The 18,918-nt window shown below is 76.6% G+C and carries 16 protein-coding genes; 7 read left to right on the plus strand and 9 right to left on the minus strand.

The window, feature by feature from the left end; all coding sequences use genetic code 11:
- Nucleotides 1-24 precede the first annotated feature (24 nt).
- Nucleotides 25-1,014, minus strand: a complete 990-nt coding sequence (locus HNR08_RS15680) for a LysR family transcriptional regulator (RefSeq protein ID WP_146833455.1) — start codon at nucleotides 1,012-1,014, stop codon at nucleotides 25-27.
- A gap of 82 nt (nucleotides 1,015-1,096) precedes the next feature.
- Between HNR08_RS15680 and HNR08_RS15685 the strand changes: the two genes are divergently transcribed.
- Nucleotides 1,097-2,152 (plus strand): aminotransferase class V-fold PLP-dependent enzyme, encoded by a 1,056-nt coding sequence (locus HNR08_RS15685; RefSeq protein WP_246802914.1) that lies wholly within the window; start codon nucleotides 1,097-1,099, stop codon nucleotides 2,150-2,152.
- Nucleotides 2,153-2,183: 31 nt separating this feature from the next.
- Here HNR08_RS15685 and lexA read toward each other — a convergent pair whose 3' ends face one another.
- Nucleotides 2,184-2,927 carry a transcriptional repressor LexA gene (gene lexA, locus HNR08_RS15690; protein ID WP_146833449.1) on the minus strand — a complete coding sequence of 248 codons (744 nt, stop codon included), beginning with the start codon at nucleotides 2,925-2,927 and terminating at the stop codon, nucleotides 2,184-2,186.
- A 297-nt stretch (nucleotides 2,928-3,224) separates the two neighbouring features.
- Here lexA and HNR08_RS15695 point away from each other — a divergent pair, with 297 nt between their 5' ends.
- Complete coding sequence (locus HNR08_RS15695) at nucleotides 3,225-3,626, plus strand: LysM peptidoglycan-binding domain-containing protein (RefSeq protein ID WP_146833446.1); 402 nt, start codon at nucleotides 3,225-3,227, stop codon at nucleotides 3,624-3,626.
- Nucleotides 3,627-3,933: 307 nt separating this feature from the next.
- On the opposite strand, the gene HNR08_RS15700 is transcribed toward HNR08_RS15695, so the two are convergent.
- Both HNR08_RS15700 and HNR08_RS15705 read right to left on the minus strand, forming a co-directional pair.
- Nucleotides 3,934-5,142 carry a DUF6544 family protein gene (locus HNR08_RS15700; RefSeq protein WP_146833443.1) on the minus strand — a complete coding sequence of 403 codons (1,209 nt, stop codon included), beginning with the start codon at nucleotides 5,140-5,142 and terminating at the stop codon, nucleotides 3,934-3,936.
- A complete protein-coding gene (locus tag HNR08_RS15705; protein WP_146833440.1) occupies nucleotides 5,139-5,600 on the minus strand; it encodes a MarR family winged helix-turn-helix transcriptional regulator in 462 nt (153 codons plus the stop codon). The genes HNR08_RS15700 and HNR08_RS15705 overlap by 4 nt, the downstream gene beginning before the upstream one ends.
- A gap of 185 nt (nucleotides 5,601-5,785) precedes the next feature.
- Here HNR08_RS15705 and nrdR point away from each other — a divergent pair, with 185 nt between their 5' ends.
- Both nrdR and HNR08_RS15715 read left to right on the plus strand, forming a co-directional pair.
- On the plus strand, nucleotides 5,786-6,286 hold the full coding sequence (gene nrdR, locus HNR08_RS15710; protein WP_146833437.1) for a transcriptional regulator NrdR: 501 nt from the start codon (nucleotides 5,786-5,788) through the stop codon (nucleotides 6,284-6,286).
- Nucleotides 6,287-6,521: 235 nt separating this feature from the next.
- Entirely contained in the window at nucleotides 6,522-8,552 is a 2,031-nt protein-coding gene (locus tag HNR08_RS15715) for a S9 family peptidase (protein WP_146833434.1), read from the plus strand.
- Nucleotides 8,553-8,618: 66 nt separating this feature from the next.
- Here the strand turns inward: HNR08_RS15715 and HNR08_RS15720 are convergent, their stop codons facing one another.
- The 4 genes from HNR08_RS15720 to HNR08_RS15735 all read right to left on the minus strand — a co-directional run bounded on the left by HNR08_RS15720 (nucleotide 8,619) and on the right by HNR08_RS15735 (nucleotide 14,944).
- Nucleotides 8,619-10,319 carry an AMP-binding protein gene (locus tag HNR08_RS15720; RefSeq protein WP_146833431.1) on the minus strand — a complete coding sequence of 567 codons (1,701 nt, stop codon included), beginning with the start codon at nucleotides 10,317-10,319 and terminating at the stop codon, nucleotides 8,619-8,621.
- Nucleotides 10,320-10,380: 61 nt separating this feature from the next.
- Complete coding sequence (locus HNR08_RS15725; protein ID WP_146833429.1) at nucleotides 10,381-11,430, minus strand: aldo/keto reductase; 1,050 nt, start codon at nucleotides 11,428-11,430, stop codon at nucleotides 10,381-10,383.
- 25 nt (nucleotides 11,431-11,455) lie between these two features.
- The gene (serA, locus tag HNR08_RS15730; RefSeq protein ID WP_146833426.1) at nucleotides 11,456-12,652 is read right to left on the minus strand and encodes a phosphoglycerate dehydrogenase; all 1,197 of its coding nucleotides are present in this window, start codon (nucleotides 12,650-12,652) and stop codon (nucleotides 11,456-11,458) included.
- Nucleotides 12,653-12,712: 60 nt separating this feature from the next.
- Complete coding sequence (locus HNR08_RS15735; RefSeq protein ID WP_146833423.1) at nucleotides 12,713-14,944, minus strand: HelD family protein; 2,232 nt, start codon at nucleotides 14,942-14,944, stop codon at nucleotides 12,713-12,715.
- A 246-nt stretch (nucleotides 14,945-15,190) separates the two neighbouring features.
- Here HNR08_RS15735 and HNR08_RS15740 point away from each other — a divergent pair, with 246 nt between their 5' ends.
- From HNR08_RS15740 to HNR08_RS15750, 3 genes are all read left to right on the plus strand, one after another.
- Nucleotides 15,191-16,126, plus strand: coding sequence for a proteasome assembly chaperone family protein (locus HNR08_RS15740; protein ID WP_146833420.1), 936 nt, complete (start codon nucleotides 15,191-15,193; stop codon nucleotides 16,124-16,126).
- 46 nt (nucleotides 16,127-16,172) lie between these two features.
- Nucleotides 16,173-17,453 (plus strand): MFS transporter, encoded by a 1,281-nt coding sequence (locus tag HNR08_RS15745; RefSeq protein ID WP_146833417.1) that lies wholly within the window; start codon nucleotides 16,173-16,175, stop codon nucleotides 17,451-17,453.
- A 317-nt stretch (nucleotides 17,454-17,770) separates the two neighbouring features.
- Complete coding sequence (locus HNR08_RS15750; RefSeq protein WP_146833414.1) at nucleotides 17,771-17,974, plus strand: cold-shock protein; 204 nt, start codon at nucleotides 17,771-17,773, stop codon at nucleotides 17,972-17,974.
- A gap of 80 nt (nucleotides 17,975-18,054) precedes the next feature.
- Here HNR08_RS15750 and HNR08_RS15755 read toward each other — a convergent pair whose 3' ends face one another.
- Nucleotides 18,055-18,861 (minus strand): spermidine synthase, encoded by an 807-nt coding sequence (locus HNR08_RS15755; protein WP_246802913.1) that lies wholly within the window; start codon nucleotides 18,859-18,861, stop codon nucleotides 18,055-18,057.
- Nucleotides 18,862-18,918 lie beyond the last annotated feature (57 nt).

The following is an 18,918-nucleotide window of genomic DNA, read 5'->3' on the forward strand; positions in this document are numbered from 1 at the left end:
AGGTCGGCGCCCCCGCGGGGCGGGTCACCCGGCCGGGGTGAGCGGCGACGCACCTGCGTGCCGGGTGGCGGTCGGGGTGCGGCGGGGGTACGTGTGCACGTGCGGCTGCGCGACCGACGACGCGGCGACCCGCAGGGCGTCGAGCGCCGCCGCGACCGCCGGGACCCGGGCGGTGCCGGGCTCGGTCACGGCCTCGACGACCCGCGCCGCACCGGGGCGGGCGGGGTGCACGGTGACGCCGGCGTGCGGGAGCGCGGCCAGCGCCAGACCCGGGAGGGTGGCGACCCCGAGGCCGGCGCGCACCAGGCCGAGCACGGCGAGGTAGTCGTCGGTCGCGAAGTCCACCCGCGGGGTGAACCCGGCGCGGGCGCACGTGCCGACGAGCTGCGCCCGGCACTGCGGGCAGCCGGCGATCCACGGTCGGCCCGCGAGGTCGGCGAGGTCCACCGGCGTGCCGGGCTCGCGGCCGTCGGCGGCGGGCAGGACGGCGAGCACCTCGTCCCGGACGAGGGGCACGCGTCGCAGCCGGTCGTCGGCGGGCTCGGCGTCCGCGTCGCGGAACACGAGGGCGACGTCGACGCGGCCCGCGGCGAGCTCGGCCAGCGCCTCCGGCGGCTCGGCCTCGGCGAACGTCGTGCTCAGGCCCGGGTGCGCCTGCCGGAGCGCGGCCAGGGCCCCCGGCAGCAGCGTCGCGGCCGCGGACGGGAACGCGGCGACCCGCACGCGCCCGGCCCGCAGGCTGGCGACCGCCGCGACCTCCTCGAGCGTCGCGGCGAGGGCCGACTCGACGGCGGCGGCGTTCCGGGCGAGCACGAGGCCGGCCTCGGTGAGGCGCACCCCGCGGCCGGCGCGCACCACCACGGGCGTGCCGACGGTGCGCTCGATCACCCGGAGCTGCTGGCTGGCCGCGGGCTGCGTGAGCCCCAGCTCGCGCGCGGCGGCGGTCACGCTCCCCGCCTCGTGCACGGTGCGGACCAGGCGGAGGGCGGCGGCGTCGAGCGTCCGGGCGGGCATGGCGCGAAGCATAATCGCACGGCATGGGTCTGCGCGGAACTGCCCGTTGCGCGCATGTGCCGGGCGGCGGGAGAGTCGGGTGGTGCGCTCCCTCGACGACCTCCGCTCCGACTTCGACCCCGCCCCCGGCTACCTGAACGCGGCGACGGCCGGGGTCCCGCCCCGCCGGACCGTCCGCGCGCTGCGCGCCGACCTGGACCGCTGGGGGAGCGGCGGGCTCGACGTGCCGCGCTACGAGGAGGCGGTCGGCGCCGCGCGCGCCCGGTTCGCCGCGCTGACCGCGGTCGACGTGGACCGCGTCGCCATCGGCTCGCAGGTGTCGGCGATGGCCGCGGTGGTCGCCGCGTCGCTGCCCGACGGTGCCCGGGTGGTGTGCGTCGACGGCGACTTCACGTCCACCGTGTACCCGTTCCTCGCGCAGGCGCCGCGGCTGCGGGTGTGCCACGCGCCCGCCGACCGGCTCGCGGAGGCCGTCGTGCCCGGCGTCGACCTCGTCGCGTACTCCCTCGTGCAGTCCGCCACGGGGCAGGTGCTGGACGACGACGCCGTGGTCGCCGCAGCCCGGGCCGCGGGGGCGTGGACGCTCTGCGACCTCACGCAGGCCGCGGGCTGGCTGCCCGTGGACGCCGGTCGGTACGACGTGGCGGTGACGGCGGCGTACAAGTGGCTGTGCGCGCCGCGGGGCGTCGGGTTCCTCACGGTGCGGCCCGAGGTCCAGGACCGCCTCCGGCCGGTGCAGGCCGGCTGGTACGCCGGTGACGATCCGTGGACGTCCTGCTACGGCCCGGAGATGCACCTCGCGGCGGACGCACGGCGGTTCGACGTGTCGCCCGCGTGGCAGGCATGGCTCGGCGCCGCGGAGTCGCTCGACGCGTTCGCCGCGACCGATCCCGCGGCGGTGCGGGCGCACGCCGTCGGGCTCGCGGACGCGTTCCGCGCCGGGCTCGGGCTGCCGCCCGGCGGGAGCGCGATCGTCAGCCTGCCGGACGCGGACGGGGCGCGGCGGGCGGCGCTGGAGTCCGCCGGGTGCCGGGTCGCGGGCCGGGCGGGGCGGGTGCGGGTGGCGTTCCACGTGTGGAACGACGAGGAGGACGTCGCGCGGGCGCTGGCCGCCCTCGGCGCGCGCGTGGCCGGCTGACCGCCCCCGCGCCCGCGCGCGCCGCGCGGGGTCAGAGCGCCCTGAGCACCGAGACCACGCGGCCGAGCACCTGGGCGTGGTCGCCGTCGATGGGGGAGTACGCCGGGTTCTGCGGGAGCAGCCACACGTGGCCGTCCTGCCGCTTGAGCGTCTTGACCGTGGCCTCGCCGTCGAGCATCGCGGCCACGATCTCCCCGTTCTCCGCGACCGGCTGCCGGCGGACGACCACCCAGTCGCCGTCGCAGATCGCCGCGTCGACCATCGAGTCGCCGACGACCTTGAGCAGGAACAGCTCGCCGGCGCCGACGAGCTGGCGCGGCAGCGGGAAGACGTCCTCGACCAGCTGCTCGGCGAGGATCGGCCCGCCGGCGGCGATCCGGCCGACGACGGGCACGTAGGCCGCCTCGGGGGCGCCCTCGCGGGCGGCGCTGTCCTCGTCCCCGATCCCCGGGACGCCCGGCAGCGGGGCGACGCCGCGCGAGTCGTCGGGCTGGACGACCTCGATCGCTCGCGGGCGGTTCGGGTCGCGGCGCAGGTAGCCCTTGCGCTCGAGCGCGGTCAGCTGGTGCTTGACGCTCGACGGGCTGGTGAGGCCGACCGCGTCGCCGATCTCGCGCATGCTCGGCGGGTAGCCGCGCGACTCGACGGACGCGCGCACGGTCTCGAGGACGAGGCGCTGGCGCGGGGTCAGCCCGTCGCCGTCCGGCTGCAGCTCCACGACGGAGACGTCGTCCCCGCCGGTGCTCGCCGTGGCACCCGTTCCCTCGCCGGCCATGTCCGCTCCCGTCGTCCGCGGCGCCGGTGCGCGTCGCACCCGTCCGCCGTGCCGGTCGCGTCCCCGCTGGTCACGACGCCCGACGGCGGTCCGCTGACGGTCCGCCGGGCGGGCGTGTCAGACCCTCGTGGTGCGCTGTACCCGACGTCCCGAGCGTAGGGCGCGCGGGCAGGTGTTTCAAACACCTGTTCGACCGTGTCTCGACATCGATCGCTCGGTGTGGTTGAGTTCGTACAGACGTTCGAACGAACAGGTGTTCGAGGGGCCGCGCGGCGGTCCAGGAGGGAAGTGGTGGAGATGAGCGCCATCGCAGCGCACCCGCGAGTCGCCCCGTCGATCGGTCCCCGGGGTGCCCGGACCGCTCCCGCTCCCGTGCGGGCGCGCCCCGCTGCTGCGGCCGAGGCCCCGGCGCGGCTGCACCTCACCCGGCGCGGGCGCGTCGTCCTGGTGCTGCTCGCCCTGCTCGTCGTCGCCGCCGGCGTCATGGGTGGGCGCGCGGTCGCCGACGCCCCGCAGCGCGCGACCGAGGTGACCACGCACGCGGTCGTCGCGGGGGAGACGCTCTGGCAGATCGCGTCGGACGTCGCCGTCCCGGGCGAGGACGTGCGGGACGTCGTGGCGCAGCTGCGGGACCTCAACGGGATGGCGGACTCCTCGCTGATCGCCGGTCAGGTGCTGCTGGTCCCGGCGGGCTCCTGACCGACGGATCCCCGCTGGTGACGGCGTCGCGCGGGCCGTGCTGACGCGTCGCAGGATTAACGAAACTGGCGGCTTGCGTAATTGGAGCGGGCGCCTCTAGGGTGGTGCCACCTCGAACGGCTGGCTGGGGGGCTCGCCGCGAGGGACGCGTCGTCGTCGTGACCCACGGGTCCGGCGCGAAGGCGTGCAGCAACCGTCCGCACGAGGCGAGTCGTCCGGACGAGACGGGACGGGGGCGTCCCCACGAGGGTGGCCGCGGAAGCGGCCACCCTCGTCGTCGTTCCGGGCGCCGGCCCGGCCCGGGTCCTCAGGACCCCGGGGCCGCGAGCTCCGCGACGTCCACGAGCGTCATCTCCGCGTAAACGAACGGCTCGCCCTCCTCGGGGTGCCACAGCGCGCTCGCCGCGGACGGCAGCCGGCGGCCGTCGTGCCGCGCGTACCCGTGCACGGGCGTGGACCAGCGCTCGGGGGTGAACGAGCGCCCGTCGCGGGAGGCGCGCAGCCGGTCGTCGGACACGAAGTCGACCAGGTCGCCGGCCTCGTCGAACGCGAGCACCGCCCGCACCGTCTGCCCGCCCTGCCGGTACGTCCCCCGCACGTGCCGCGCGTCGAGCGCCTCCCAGGTGACCGGGGCCCGCACGAGCGCGGACGGGGCCATGAGGCACAGGTCGTTGAACAGCGTGACCGTCTCGCCCCGGTCCATCGACGGCCCCGCCCCGCGCACCACCGGGATCGCGGAGAGCAGGTCCGCGCGCATCGTGGCCGTGCCGTCGGTCAGCACGTGCAGCACGTCGACCGGCAGCCCCGCCGCGGTGGCGTCCAGCAGGAAGTGCCGCGTCGGGCGCGGGCCGGACGTGGACACCTGCTCGCCGGTGAACGTCATCCACCGGTCGCCGGGTCCGCCGCGGATGCGGCCGCGCAGCGTCACCCGGAACGCGGTCATCGGCGGTCGGCCGACGCTGCCGGTCCGGCGCAGGTAGCCGGCCAGCGCGGGCGGGAGCACGGCGAGGTCGTGCTCGGTGATCGGGCTCGGCGGCGCGGACGGGTCGGGCGCTGCCTGGGCGAGGGCCGCGGCGACGCCCCGCCGGTAACGGGTGCGGGCCGAGCGGGAGCCGGTCGCGCACCAGCCGTGCACCACCGCGATCGCCAGGACCAGGTCGGGGACCGTCCCGGCCCACGCCTCGGGCCACTGCGAGACGACCAGCGCCTGGGACGCGACCACGGCGACGGCCCCGAGCCGCCACCATCCCGGCCGGCGCGCCAGCAGGGCGAGCCCCGTGACGACGAGCAGCGCGGCGGTGGCCAGCCAGGCGTACCCGGCGACCGGCCCGACCGTGAACCGGGTGCCCTCGGCCCCGGCGAGGCCCGGGCCACCGGGGGCGGCGACGTACCCGAGCACGTGCAGCGCGCCGTGCAGCAGGATCAGGACGCCCACCAGCGCACGCGCGGTGCCGCGCAGCGTCGGCCGGTGCGCCGGGTGCCCGGGGCGCGCGGGGCGCGGGCGCGGGTGCGTCACGACCGGACCTCCGCGTCGGACAGCCCCGCCAGGCAGCGGCCCACGAGGTGACCCAGGCGGTCGAGGTCGGCGTCGTCGAGGCCCGCGAACACCCGCCCGACGAACGCCTGCTGCTCCGCGACGGCGGCGGGGGAGTCGAACAGCTCCGCGACCCGCGGCGTCGCGCGGATCCGGGTGGCGCGGCGGTCCCCGGGGTCCGGCACGAGCTCGACGAGCCCGCGCCGTGCCAGCTGCAGCGCGATCTGCTTGACGTTCTGCCGGGAGGTCCCGTAGACCTCCGCGGCCCGGGTGAGCGTGGGTTCGTCGCCGGGGAGCGCGCGCACCAGCACGGCCAGCAGGAGCCACTGCCGGCTCGTGACCCCGTAGCCGGCCAGCGCCTCGTCGGTGTGCCGGGTCAGGTGCTGGCCGAGGACGAACAGGGTCCCGAACAGCTCCGCCTCGGCCTCGGTCCGCGTCATGTACGTAAGGTATTACGCAGCTGAGCAGGCCGGCCGGGACCGAGGTCCCCGTGCACGGACGCCCGGCACCGCGGACCGTGTTGCACCGGCCGCGGCGGGGGTCCTACCGTGTCCCGGTCGTCCGGGCGGGCACGGCGCCCGCCGCCGCCCCGGCCGCACGACCACGGACCCGGAGGAGACCCCTCATGCACTGCCCGTTCTGCCGCCACGCGGACTCGCGCGTCGTCGACTCCCGCACCTCCGACGACGGCCTGTCCATCCGCCGCCGCCGGCAGTGCCCGCAGTGCAACCGCCGGTTCACCACGATCGAGACCGCCAGCCTCTCGGTCGTCAAGCGCTCCGGCGCCACCGAGCCGTTCAGCCGCGAGAAGATCGTCAACGGCGTGCGCAAGGCCTGCCAGGGCCGGCCCGTCAGCGAGGACGACCTCGCGATCCTCGCGCAGCGCGTGGAGGAGACCCTGCGGGCCAGCGGCAGCGCGGAGCTCGACGCGTACGAGATCGGCCTCGCGATCCTCGGCCCGCTGCGCGACCTGGACGAGGTGGCGTACCTGCGGTTCGCGAGCGTCTACCAGGCGTTCGAGAGCCTGGACGACTTCGAGGCCGCGATCACGGTGCTGCGCGCGGAGAACGAGGTCGCGCGCCAGGCCGCCGCCGGCCCGGCCGACGGGGACCCGGCCGGGTCCTGACCCGCGCTCCCGGCGGCCGCGGTCGCGGCCGCGCCGAGGCTCGGGCTCCCGCCTCCGCGCGCGCCGAGTGGAGGGTTGCGCCGCGACACGCCGGCGTGTCGAGCCAGAAACCTCCACTCGGTGAGCCACCCGGCGAGCCGCCCGGCGGTCCGTGCCCCGGCCCGCGCCGCGGAACCTCCGCTCGCGTGGTGGTCCGGCCCCCGGCCCCGGTCCCCGGCGGACTAATCTCGACCGCGTGATCCCAGCCGACCTGTCGCTCCTGCACGTCCCCGGAACCCCCGCGATCGCCCCCGACGGCTCTTTCGCCGTCGTCTCGCGCACCGCGCCCGACCTCGATGCCGACGAGTACACCGGCGCGCTCTGGCGCGTGCCGGCCGACGGCTCCGCGCCGCCGGCGCAGCTCACCCGCGGCCACCGCGACACCGACCCGCAGGTGTCGCCGGACGGGCGCTGGGTCGCCTTCCTGCGCGCCGAGCCGAAGGGCCGCCCGCAGCTGTTCGTCGTGGAGGCGGCCGGCGGCGAGCCGGTGCGCCTGACCGACGCCCCGCTGGGCGTGTCGGCCGCGCGGTTCTCCCCGGACGGCACGGAGCTCGCGTACGTCGCGCGCGTCCCGGAGGAGGGGCGGTACTCCCCGGAGGTCGAGGCGGGTGCCGAGCGCCCGCGGCACATCACCGAGCTGCCGTACCGCCACGACGGCGTGGGCTTCACCCGGGACAAGCGGCGCCGCCTGTTCGTCGTGCCGGTGCCCTCCGACCCCGCCACGCGCGACGCTCTGCCCGCGGGCGACGCGCCGGCGGCCCGCCCCGTCACCGACGGGGACGTCGACGTCGAGCAGATCGCCTGGCTCCCCGGTGGCCGCTACGTGGTGGCCGTGGCCGCCCGGCACGCGGGCCGGGACCAGGACCTGCGCTCCGACGCGGTCGTCGTGGACACCGCCGCGGACGCCGACCACGCCCTGCACCCGCTGACCGACGCGGACGCCGGCAGCACCCTCGCGGTCGCGGCGGCGCTGCCGAGCCGGGACGGCGCGACGCTGTGGCTGCTCGCGCAGGACATGGGCCCGACCGGCCGCGACTTCGTCGCCCGGCAGACCGGCCTGTACCGGCTCGCGCTGCGCCCGGGCGCCGGCGTCCCGGGGCCTGACGGCGCGCCGGTGCGGCTGACCGACGAGGAGGCCGTCGACCTCGACCCGGGCACCGTCGCGGTGACCGCGGAGGGCGTGCTCGCCGGCGTGCTGCACCGCGGCACCGTGCTGCTGCGCGAGCACCGCGCGGACGGCACGACCCGGGACCTGCTCACGGGCCCGGTCGCGGCGCACGGCGTCGCGGTCGCGTCCGGCGCCTCGGTGGCCGTCGCGACCGTCGCGGGCCCGGCGACGTCCGGCGACCTGCACGCGATCGACCTCGCGGCCGGGGCGTCCGGCGCCTCCCGGGTGCTCACCGACTGGTCGGCGCCCCTGCGGGAGACCGGCCGGGTCCGCGAGCCGGTCGAGCTGTCCGCCACCGCGCCCGACGGGTACCCGGTGCACGGCTGGGTCGTCACCCCGGACCCGGAGCGGTTCGCCGGCCCGCACCCGACGATCCTCATGATCCACGGCGGCCCGTACGCGCAGTACACGGTCGGCCTGTTCGACGAGGTGCAGACCCTGGCGGAGGCCGGCTACGCCGTGGTGTACGGCAACCCGCGCGGCTCGGCGGGCTACGGCTCGGCGCACGGCTCGGCCATCCGGCACGGCTTCGGGACGGTCGACACGGACGACGTGCTCGCGCTGCTGGACGCCGCGCTGGCCGACCCGGCGCTGGACTCCGCGCGGGTCGGCGTCATGGGCGGCTCGTACGGCGGCTACCTCACCGCCTGGCTGACCACCCGCACGGACCGGTTCGCCGCAGCGATCGTGGAGCGCGGGTTCCTCGACCCCGTCAGCTTCGTCGGCTCGAGCGACATCGGCTGGTTCTTCGGGCTGGAGTACCTCGGCGACGGGGACACCGACGAGGCGCGCGCCGCGGTGGCCGCGCAGTCGCCGATGGCGCACGTCTCCCGCGTCACCACGCCGACGCTCGTCATCCACTCCGAGCAGGACTGGCGGTGCCCGGTCGAGCAGGGCCAGCGCTGGTTCGTGGAGCTCAAGCGGCGCGGCGTGCCGTCCGAGCTGCTGCTGTTCCCCGGCGAGGGCCACGAGCTGACGCGGTCGGGCCGCCCGCGGCACCGCCTCGTGCGGTTCGAGCACGTCCTCGGCTGGTGGGCGAAGAACCTGCCGGTCGCCTGATCCCCGACGACGCGACGGGCCCCGCACCGGCATCCGGTGCGGGGCCCGTCGTCGTGGGCAGCGGGCTCAGGCCGGGCCGGCCGCCGCCAGCAGGTCGTCGCGGACGACGCGGCGCAGGACCTTCCCGATCTGGGAGCGCGGCAGGTCGGTGAGGATGACGATCTCGCGCGGGACGGCGTACCGGGCGAGCCGCTCGGCGCACCACTCGCGCACCGCCTGGAGCTCGACCTGCGCGTGCCCGAGCTCCATGACGACCGCGGCGACGACCTTCTCGCCGAGGTCCCCGCCGGGCAGGCCCACGACGGCGACGTCCCTGACGCCCGGCATGGTGCGGAGCTTGTCCTCGACCTGCGAGGGGTAGACCTTGAAGCCGCCGGTGACGATCATCTCCTTGATCCGGTCGACCAGGACGACGAACCCGTCGTCGTCGAGCCGGACCACGTCGCCGGTGCGCAGCCAGCCGCCGGGCAGCAGCTGCTCGGCGGTCTCCTCGGGCCGGCCCCAGTAGCCCTGGAACACCTGCGGGCCGCGGATGAGCAGCTCGCCCTGTTCGCCCGGGGCGACCTCGCGGGTCGGGTCCTCCTGGTCGACGACGCGGACGTCGGTGCTCGGGAACGGCAGGCCGAGGGCCCCGGGCCGGCGCGCGGGGGACAGCGGGCTGCCCAGCGCGACGGGGGAGGTCTCGGTCATGCCGTAGCCCTCGATGACCAGGCCGCCGGTGAGCCGCTCCCAGCGCGCCGCGGTGGCGGGCGACAGCGACATCGCCCCGGAGATCGCGTACCGGAACGACGACAGGTCGGCCTCGCGGGCCTCGGCCGCCGTGGCGAGCCGGTCGAGCATCGGGGGGACGGCCGGCAGGAAGGTCCCGGGGCGGCGGCGCTGCGCGGCGAGCACGGCCTCGGGGTCGAACTTGGGGAACGCGACCAGCGTCGCGCCGATCCGCGTGGCGTAGGTGAGGCAGAGCGTCAGGCCGAACGCGTGGAAGAACGGCAGGACGCCGTAGATCGTCTCGGTCCCGGGCTGCGCCTGCGTCCACGCCTGACCCTGGACCGCGTTGGCGACCAGGTTCCGGTGCGTGAGCACGGCGGCCTTCGGGGTGCCGGTCGTGCCGCCGGTGTACTGCAGCAGCGCGACGTCGTCCGCGCCCGGGCGCGGGTGGTCGGCGGGCAGCGGCGCGGCGCCGGACACCAGCCGGTGCCAGACGGGCGTCCCGGCGGGCGGCGTGGTGCGCAGCGCGGCGCGGGTGCGCCGGGCGGCGGGCAGCGGCAGGCGCAGGGCGAACCGCTTGACCGCCGGCAGGTCGGCGGAGACGTCGACGGCGACGACCGTGCGGACCGCGGTGCCCGGCTGCGCCTCGAGCGCGGCGGGCACGGCCTTCTCCCAGACCAGCGCGACGGTCGCGCCGGAGTCCGCGAGCTGGTGCTGCAGCTCGCCGGCGGTGTAGGTGGGGTTGTGCTCGACGACGACCGCACCGAGGCGCAGCGCCGCGTAGAACGCGACCACGTGCGACGTGCAGTTCGGCAGCGCGATCGCCACCCGGTCGCCGGCACCGACGCCCAGGTCGCGCAGCACGCCCGCCCCGCGCGCCACGGCGTCCGCGAGCTCCGCGTAGGTCGTCGGCGCACCCATGAAGTCGACGGCCACCCGGTCGGGCCACGCGGCGGCGGCGCGGTCGAGGGCGGCGAGCAGCGGCTCGTCCGGCACGTCCACGACGGGCGGGACGCCCGGGGCGTAGGAGTCGTGCCACGGTCGCGTGAAGTCGGTCACGGGGCCACCGTAACCTACGCAGCCGTAAGTTACGCGCGCGTAGCCTCAGGCAACGGTCGATTCACAGGTTCGACGACCGCGAGCCCCACAGGTTGATGCCGGCGTCCACCGCGTGCCGGTCGATCTCGGCGAGCTCCGCGTCGGTCAGGGCGGGCCCGCGGACCGCCGCGAGGTTCTCCTCGAGCTGCTCCGGCGTGCGCGCGCCGAGGGCCACGGAGGTCACCCGCGGGTCGCGCAGCACCCAGGCGATCGCGAGCTGCGCGAGGGACTGCCCCCGCGCGTCCGCGACGGCGGCCAGCGCCCGGACCCGGGCGAGGTTCTCGTCGCTCAGGTACTCCGCCGGCAGCGGCCCGCCGCGCGCCGCCCGGGAGTCCGCGGGCACGCCGCCGAGGTACTTCCGCGTGAGCATCCCCTGGGCGAGCGGGGAGAACGCCACCACGCCGAGCCCCGCCTCGCCTGCCACGTCCAGCAGGCTCCGGCCGCCCGCGGCGTCGTCGGGCTGCTCGACCCAGCGGTTCAGCATCGAGTACGACGGCTGGTGCAGGGCGAGCGGCAGCCCGATCGCGTCGGCCACCGCCAGCGACTCCCGCGTCCGCCGGGCCGAGTAGGACGAGATGCCCGCGTACCGGGCGCGCCCGGAGTCCACGGCCGTCTTCAGCGCCCCGATCGTCTCCTCCAGCGGGGTGTCCGGGTCGAACCGGTGGCTGTAGAACACGTCGACGTGGTCGAGGCCGAGCCGCCGCAGCGACTGGTCCAGCGACGCGAGCAGGTACTTGCGCGACCCGAACTCGCCGTACGGCCCGGGCCACTGCCGGTACCCGGCCTTCGTCGCGATCAGCAGCTCGTCCCGGTACGGCGCGAGGTCGGTGGCGAGCAGCCGGCCCACGAACTCCTCGGCGGCGCCCGGCGGCGGCCCGTAGTTGTTCGCGAGGTCCAGGTGCACGACGCCGAGGTCGAACGCCCGCAGCACCAGCGCCCGCTGGTCCGCGAACGGGGTCCCGTCGCCGAAGTTCTGCCAGAGCCCGAGCGTCACCGCGGGCAGGTCGAGGCCGGTGCGGCCCGCGCGGCGCAGGGGGAGGCGGTCGTGGCGGTCCGGGTCGGCGAGGTGCATGCCCCCGACCGTAGCCCGGCCCGCCTCAGTCGACGACGCGCAGCCGGATGGTCTCCGGGCGGGCGCGCAGCGCCTCGACGACCTCGCGCTCCACGGCGACCGCGTCGGTCACCACGTAGCCGACCTCGCCGCGGGTCGCGAGCAGCTGGCCCTCGATGTTCGCGCCGTGCTCGGCCAGGGTCTGGTTGACCGCGGCCAGCACGCCGGGGACGTTCCGGTGCAGGTAGGTGAGCCGGTGCACGTTCGGGCGGTGCTCGAGCGTGAGGTTCGGCAGGTTGACGCTGAGCATCGTCGTGCCGGTGTTCATGAAGTCGCGCAGCTTGTTCGACACGAACTGGCCGATCGCCTCCTGCGCCTCCTCCGTGGAGCCGCCGGTGTGCGGCGTGAGGATGACGTTCGGCAGCCCGCGCAGCTCCGACTCGAACGGGTCGCCCTTGCGCTTGGGCTCGACGGGGAACACGTCGACCGCCGCGCCCGCGACGTGACCCGCCAGCACGGCGTCCCGCAGGGCGGCGTAGTCCACGACGAAGCCGCGGGACAGGTTGAGGAAGATCGCGCCCTCGCGCATCCGGGCGAACTGCTTCGCGCCGAACAGGCCCGCGTTGCCGCTCCGGCCGTCGACGTGCAGCGTGACGATGTCCGCGACGTCGAGCAGCTCGTCCAGCGTCTCGGCGCGGCGGGCGTTGCCGAGCGACAGCTTCTCCGCGGTGTCGTAGAACACCACGGACATGCCGAGGTTCTCGGCGAGGACCGACAGCTGGGTGCCGATGTTGCCGTAGCCGACGATGCCGAGCGTGCGGCCGCGCACCTCGTGGGCCCCGTCGGCGGACTTGTTCCAGACGCCGTCGTGCATCGAGCCGTTGAGCACGGTGAGCCGGCGCGTCAGCGCGATGATGTCCGCCAGCGCGATCTCGACCACCGAGCGGGTGTTGGAGAACGGGGCGTTGAACACCGCGACGCCGCGGGAGGCCGCCGCGTGCAGGTCGATCTGGTTGGTGCCGATGCAGTACGCGCCGACCGCGACCAGGTCGGGGGCGGCGTCGAGCACCGCCTCGGTGACCTGGGTCTTGGAGCGGATCCCGAGCAGCTGCACCCCCTGGAGGGCCTCGATCAGCTCGGGCTCGTCGAGCGCGCCGGAGCGCGTGACGACCTCGTAGCCGGCGGACTCCAGGATGGTCCGGGCCTGGGGATGCAGGTTCTCGAGCAGCAGGGCGCGTGGCACGCCCCTATGGTGCGCCTCGCCGCCCGGGGGTCCAAGCCGGTCCCGAAAGGCGGACAGACCTCAGGCGTCCCACCCCGCGGGCAGCGGGCGGGCGTGCACGACGTGCAGCGCCTGGGTGGGCCGGGTCATCGCGACGTACAGGTCGCCGGCGCCGCCCTTGAGCACGTCGGCCGGCTCGACCAGCACGACGACGTCGAACTCGAGGCCCTTGCTCTGCGTCGGCGTCATGAGGGTGAGCGGCGCGTCCAGGTCGGGCGACCCGGCCCGGGTGCCGCCCGCGTCGGGGAGCACCGCGGCGAGGGCGGCCACGGCCTCGGGCGCGGCGATGACCGCGACCCGGCCGGCGCCCGACGCGTCGCGCACCGCGGCCAGCGCCTCGGCCGCGTGCCGGGCGACCGCCTCGGGGACCGCGGCGGCGTCCACGTGCTCGGTGCGCAGCGCGTCCTCGACGTCCCGCGCCGACGTGGTCGGCGACAGCGGCAGGCCCGCCGCGCGGCCCACCCGCTCGGCCGTGCGGGCGACCGACGCCGGCGTGCGGTAGTTCACCGTGAGCTCGGCGAGCCGCCAGCCGCCGGGCAGCGCCCGGTCGAACGTCGCGGCCCAGTCGCGGGTGCCCGCGGCGGTCGAGGTCTGCGCGACGTCGCCGACGACGGTCAGCGAGCGGGTCGGCACCCGGCGCAGCACCATCCGCCACGCCATCGGGGAGAGCTCCTGCGCCTCGTCGACCACGACGTGCCCGTAGGTCCAGGTCCGGTCGGCCGCCGCGCGCTCCGCCGTCGTCAGCGCCGGGCCGGTGGACGCGAACCGGTCCGCCAGCAGCTCCGCGGACACCAGGCCGGTACCGGACTGCTCGAGGACCTGGCGGGCGTAGTCGAGCTCCTGCGCGCGCTGCGCGGCGTCGTGCCGGGCCTGCGCGCGGGCGGCCTGGTCGTCCTCGCCGAGCAGCTCGGCGGCCTCGTCGAGCAGCGGCACGTCCGCGGCGGTCCACGGGGCGTCCGGGTCGCGCAGCAGGGCGGCCCGCTCGTGCGCGGACAGCTCGGGGGCTGCCGCGTCGAGCCGGGCCGGGCGGGACAGCAGCGCGGAGACCAGGCCCTGGGGGGTGAGCGGCATCCACGCCAGGTTCAGCGCGATCCGGATCTCGCGGGTGGTGCGCAGCTCCTCGACGACCTCCCCGCGCTCGTCCGGGGCGACCGACCAGCCGAGCTGGCTGATGTACTGCTCCGCCAGCCGGCCGAGCATGTCCCGCACGAACGTCACGCGCGCCTGGTTGTGCGGCCGGTGGCCGCGGCGGGCGTGCGCGATCGCGGACCGGACGTCGTTCGGCCGCACCACGATGGTGTGCCCGTCGACGGTCACGGTCGTCGGCCGCTCCGGGACGCGCTGCCGCTGCCGGACCGCGCGCTCGATGATCCGGCGCCACACCAGGCGGCCCTTGATCTCGGCGACCGCGTCGTCCTCCTCGCCGTTCGCCACGACGCCGGGGTACAGCTCGGCGACCGTCGTGGACACCACGCCGGTCTCGCCGAGGGAGGGGAGCACCTGGTCGATGTACCGCAGGAAGGTGCGGCTCGGCCCGAGCAGCAGGACGCCCGAGCGCTCCAGGGTCCGGCGGTGCGCGTACAGCAGGTACGCCGCGCGGTGCAGCGCGACCGCCGTCTTGCCGGTGCCCGGCCCGCCCTGCACGACCAGCGCGCCCGCCAGCTCCGCGCGGATGATGGCGTCCTGCTCCGCCTGGATCGTCGCGACGATGTCGCCCATCCGGCCCGTCCGCCGCGCGGCCAGCGCCGCCAGCAGGGCGCCCTCGCCGGACAGCGCGCCCAGGGCCTCGGCGGCCTCCGCGTCCGCGAGCACGTCCAGGTCCAGCACCTCGTCCTCGAGGCCCGTGACGCGGCGGCCGCGCGTGACCAGGTGCCGGCGCTGCACGACGCCGTCCGGCCGCGCGGAGGTCGCCCGGTAGAAGGACTGCGCCGCGGGGGCGCGCCAGTCGGTGAGCATCGAGGCGTGCTCGTCGTCGTTCAGGCCGATGCGCCCGATGTACCGGCGCCCGCCCTCGGCCAGGTCCAGCCGGCCGAACGCCAGGCGGTCCTCCACGGCCTCCAGCCGCGCGAGCCGGTCCTCGTACAGCGTGGCGAACGCGTCCCGCTCGGACCGGTTCTGCGGCGAGCCGGACGGACCGACCCGGCGGACCTCGGCCAGGCGCTCGCGGGTCTGGGCCCGGAGCTCGTCGAGGCGGGCGTACAGCCCGTCCACGACCTGCTGCTCGGCCGCCAGCTGCGCCTCGATCCCCGTCACCGGTGCTCCCGTCGGTCGTCCCCTCGGCGCGTCCCTCCCGCGCCTGCGCGCGCCCGGCGGGCACGACGGCCCGCGCGAGCGGCCGTCCATTATCCGCCATCGGGGCCGTGCCGTGTCACGCCCGCCCACGCGCCGCCACCCGGTCGGCCGCAGCGGGAAGAGGCGGGGCACCCGCGGTGTTGTGCCACCTGGACGGGCCGTGCGCACCCGCGCGGCCCCCGACAGGACGTGAGCACAGGAGGACCCATGCTGGATCCGAGCGAGATCTACGCCGTCGACCCGGCGGTCGCCGCCGAGGTCGAGGCGCGGACCGCGGGCGGCAGCGGGCCGGTGCTCGTGCACGCCGTGCGCGGCTTCGTCGACGCCGGCGGCGCGGGCCGCCTCGCCGCCGAGCACCTCACCGAGCAGCTCCCCACCGAGCGGCTCGCCACCTTCGACGTCGACCAGCTGCTGGACTACCGGTCCCGCCGGCCCACCGCGACCTTCGACGGCGACCACTGGGGCGAGTACGACGAGCCCGAGCTCGCGGTCGACCTGGTGCGGGACACCTCGGGCGTGCCGTTCCTGCTGCTGCACGGCGTCGAGCCGGACGTGCAGTGGGAGCGGTTCGTCGCGGCGGTCCGGCAGATCGTCGAGCGGTTCGACGTGCCGCTGACCGTCGGGCTGCACGGAATCCCGATGGGCATCCCGCACACGCGGCCGCTGTCGGTCACCGCGCACGCCAACCGGCCCGAGCTGGTCGCGGACTACACGTCGTGGTTCGGCACCGTGCAGGTGCCGGCCGATGCGGGGTCGCTGCTGGAGATCCGGCTGGGGCAGTCGGGGCACGACGCCATGGGCTTCGCCGTGCACGTGCCGCACTACCTCGCGCAGTCGCCGTACCCCCAGGCCAGCATCACCGCGCTGGAGCACGTGCAGCGCGCCGCCGGGCTGGAGCTCGACCTCGGCGCGCTGACCGCCGCGGCCGAGGAGACCCGCCTGGAGGTCGAGCGGCAGGTCGAGGAGTCCGCCGAGGTCGGTGCCGTCGTGCACGCCCTGGAGCAGCAGTACGACGCCTTCACCCGGAACATCGGGCGGCCGAGCCTGCTCGCCGAGACCTCCGAGCTGCCGACGGCCGACGAGCTGGGCGAGGAGTTCGAGCGGTTCCTGGCCGAGCAGCGCGGGGACGGCCCCGGGCTCTGACGCCCCGTGCGGGACGGGGTGCCGCGTGGGGGCAGAATGACCCCACGTGACCTCCGACCGCCGCGCCCTGCTCGTCTGGGGCGTCGCCGTCGCGGCGTACGTGGTGGCGATCATGAACCGGTCGTCCTTCGGCGTCGCGACGCTCGAGGTCACCGAGCGGTTCGGGGTGTCGTCGGCGCTGCTCGCGTCGATGGCCGTCGCGCAGCTCGTGGTCTACGCGCTGCTGCAGGTGCCCGTCGGGGTGCTGCTCGACCGCTACGGGCCCCGCGCGCTGGTCGCGACCGGGGCGCTCGGGATGGCGGTCGGCCAGACGGTCCTCGCGCTCGCTCCGTCGGCGGGCTTCGTGCTCGCCGGGCGGGTGCTGGTCGGGGCCGGTGACGCGCTGACGTTCGTGTCCGTGGTCCGGCTGGTGCCCGCGTGGTTCGCCGTCCGGCGCGTGCCCCTGATGACGCAGCTCACCGGCAGCATCGGCCAGCTCGGGCAGCTGCTGTCCGCGCTCCCGGTGGTCGCGCTGCTGCACGCCGCCGGGTGGCGCGCGACCTTCCTGTCCGTCGCCGCCGCGGGGCTGGTCGCGGCGATCGCCGTGCTCGCGGTGGTCCGGGACGCCCCGGCGGCAGGTCCGGCCTCGCGGGTGGGGCTGCTGCGGCGGCCCTGGCGGCAGGACCCCCGGGCGGCGGCGCCGCGCGAGCCCGGTGCGCTGCGCGCCGTGCTGCGGGACCCCGGCGCCCGGCTGGCGTTCTGGATGCACTTCGCCGGGCAGTTCAGCAACCACGTCGTCGTGCTGCTGTGGGGCTACGCGTTCTTCGTGGAGGGCCAGGGGCGCACGGCGGGGGAGGCGAGCGCGCTGCTGACGCTCAACGTCGTCGCCGCGGTCGTCGCCGGGCCGGTCGTCGGCCTCCTCGTCGGGCGGCACCCCGGCGCCCGGATGCCGCTCGCCCTCGGGACCTCGGTCGCGATCGGACTGGCGTGGCTGGCGGTGACCGTGCCCGCCTCGCCGGTGCCGCTGGTCGTGCTCGGGGTCTTCGTCGTCGTGGTGGGGGTCGGCGGGCCGACCTCGCTGGTCGCGTTCGACGTGGCACGGTCCTGCACGCCGCCCGCGCGCCTGGGCACCGCGACGGGGTTCGTCAACACGGGCGGGTTCGTCGGGGCGCTGGCCACGATGCTCGCGGTCGGCGTCGTCCTCGACCGCGCCGGGGGAGGCGTGCGGGACCTCGAGGCGTTCCGTGCGGCGTTCGCGTGGGTGGCGCTGCCGTGGGCGGTGGGGTTCCTGGGGATGGTGCTGGGCCGGCGGGGCGCCCGGCGCGCGCACCCCGGGCTGGCGGTCTGACGCGGGCCGGAGGCCGACCGACCGCTCGGTCAGCGTGGTCGTCCTGTGACCGGACCGTGACCGGATCGTTGTCGTCGAGCGGGATCGAGGGCCGGAAGAAGCATGGCGCGCCACTGACCTGCGTGAGAGACTCCCCGTGTTGCAGTGACGTACTGACGCTTGACCGGCGCCGGTCGGGACGGTCCCCCGGGACCCCCGCGCGGCACCCTCCAGCCATCCGGCTGGTCCACCCGGTGCAGGACGCGGGATAGGCATTGCGGCACGGTCCGGGGCACGAGGTCCCGGTTCCGTCACCGGATGGACAGAAGGACAAGAACATGGCACAGGGTGCTGTCAAGTGGTTCAACGCTGAGAAGGGCTACGGCTTCATCGCCCAGGACGGCGGCGGCGCCGACGTCTTCGTCCACTACTCCGCCATCGACTCCCAGGGCTACCGCTCCCTCGAGGAGGGCCAGCGCGTGGAGTTCGAGATCACGCAGGGCCCGAAGGGCCCCCAGGCCGAGAAGGTCCGCCCGCTCTGATCCGAGCGAGCTGATCCGTCCGACGACGGAGACCTCCGCGACGAGGCCGCACCCCGCTCGGGTGCGGCCTCGTCCGCGTCTCAGGCCCCGGCGTCCGGGTCGGGATCGACGTCCGGGTCCGGCTCGATCTCGGGCGCCGCGTCGCGCAGCGGGGCGGCGCGACCGGTGAACACGCGGAGCTCATCGCCCGTGAGCAGCCGGGCGGGGACCGGGAGCGTGCGCAGCTGCCGGGCGAGGCCGGCGTCGTCCAGCAGGTCCGGGTCGTCCGTGCCGACCACCACGAGGTTGCCGTAGCGGCGCCCGCGCAGCACCGCCGGCTCGGCGACGACGCCCACGTGCGCGAACACCGCCGCCGCGGTCGCCGCCTCCGCCCGGGCCAGCGCGAGGGGCGGGCGGTCGGCGCAGTTCGCCAGGTAGACCCCGCCCGGACGGAGCACGCGCGCGACGTCGCGGGTGAACTCCTCGGTGGTCACGTGCGGCGGCGTGCGGTCGCCCGCGAACACGTCCCGGACGACGGCGTCGGCGCTCGCGCCCGGGAGCGTCGCCAGCTCGGCGCGCGCCTCGCCCGCCCGCAGGCGCAGCGCCGGCGAGCGGGGCAGGTCGAACCACTCCCGCACGAGCGCGACCAGGACCGGGTCGAGGTCGACCGCCACCTGCCGCGCGCCCGGGAACCGCGCGTCCGCCCACCGGGCCAGCGCGCAGCCCGCGGCGCCGAGGTGCACCGCGCGGAACGGGCCGCCCGGCACCGGCACGTGCGCCAGGACGGCGGCCATCTGCTGCATGTACTCGAACTCGAGGCGCTCCGGGTCGGCCAGGTCGAGGTGCGAGCTCGGGACGCCGTTCACGAGGAGGGTCACGGCGTCCGGGTCGTCGGGGGAACGCTGCACCTCCGCGGTCCCCGTCGCGATCGGCACCGGGCCGACGGGCCAGCGCTCCGCGGGCGG

The sequence above is a fragment of the Cellulomonas hominis genome (assembly GCF_014201095.1).
Lineage (GTDB): Bacteria > Actinomycetota > Actinomycetes > Actinomycetales > Cellulomonadaceae > Cellulomonas > Cellulomonas hominis.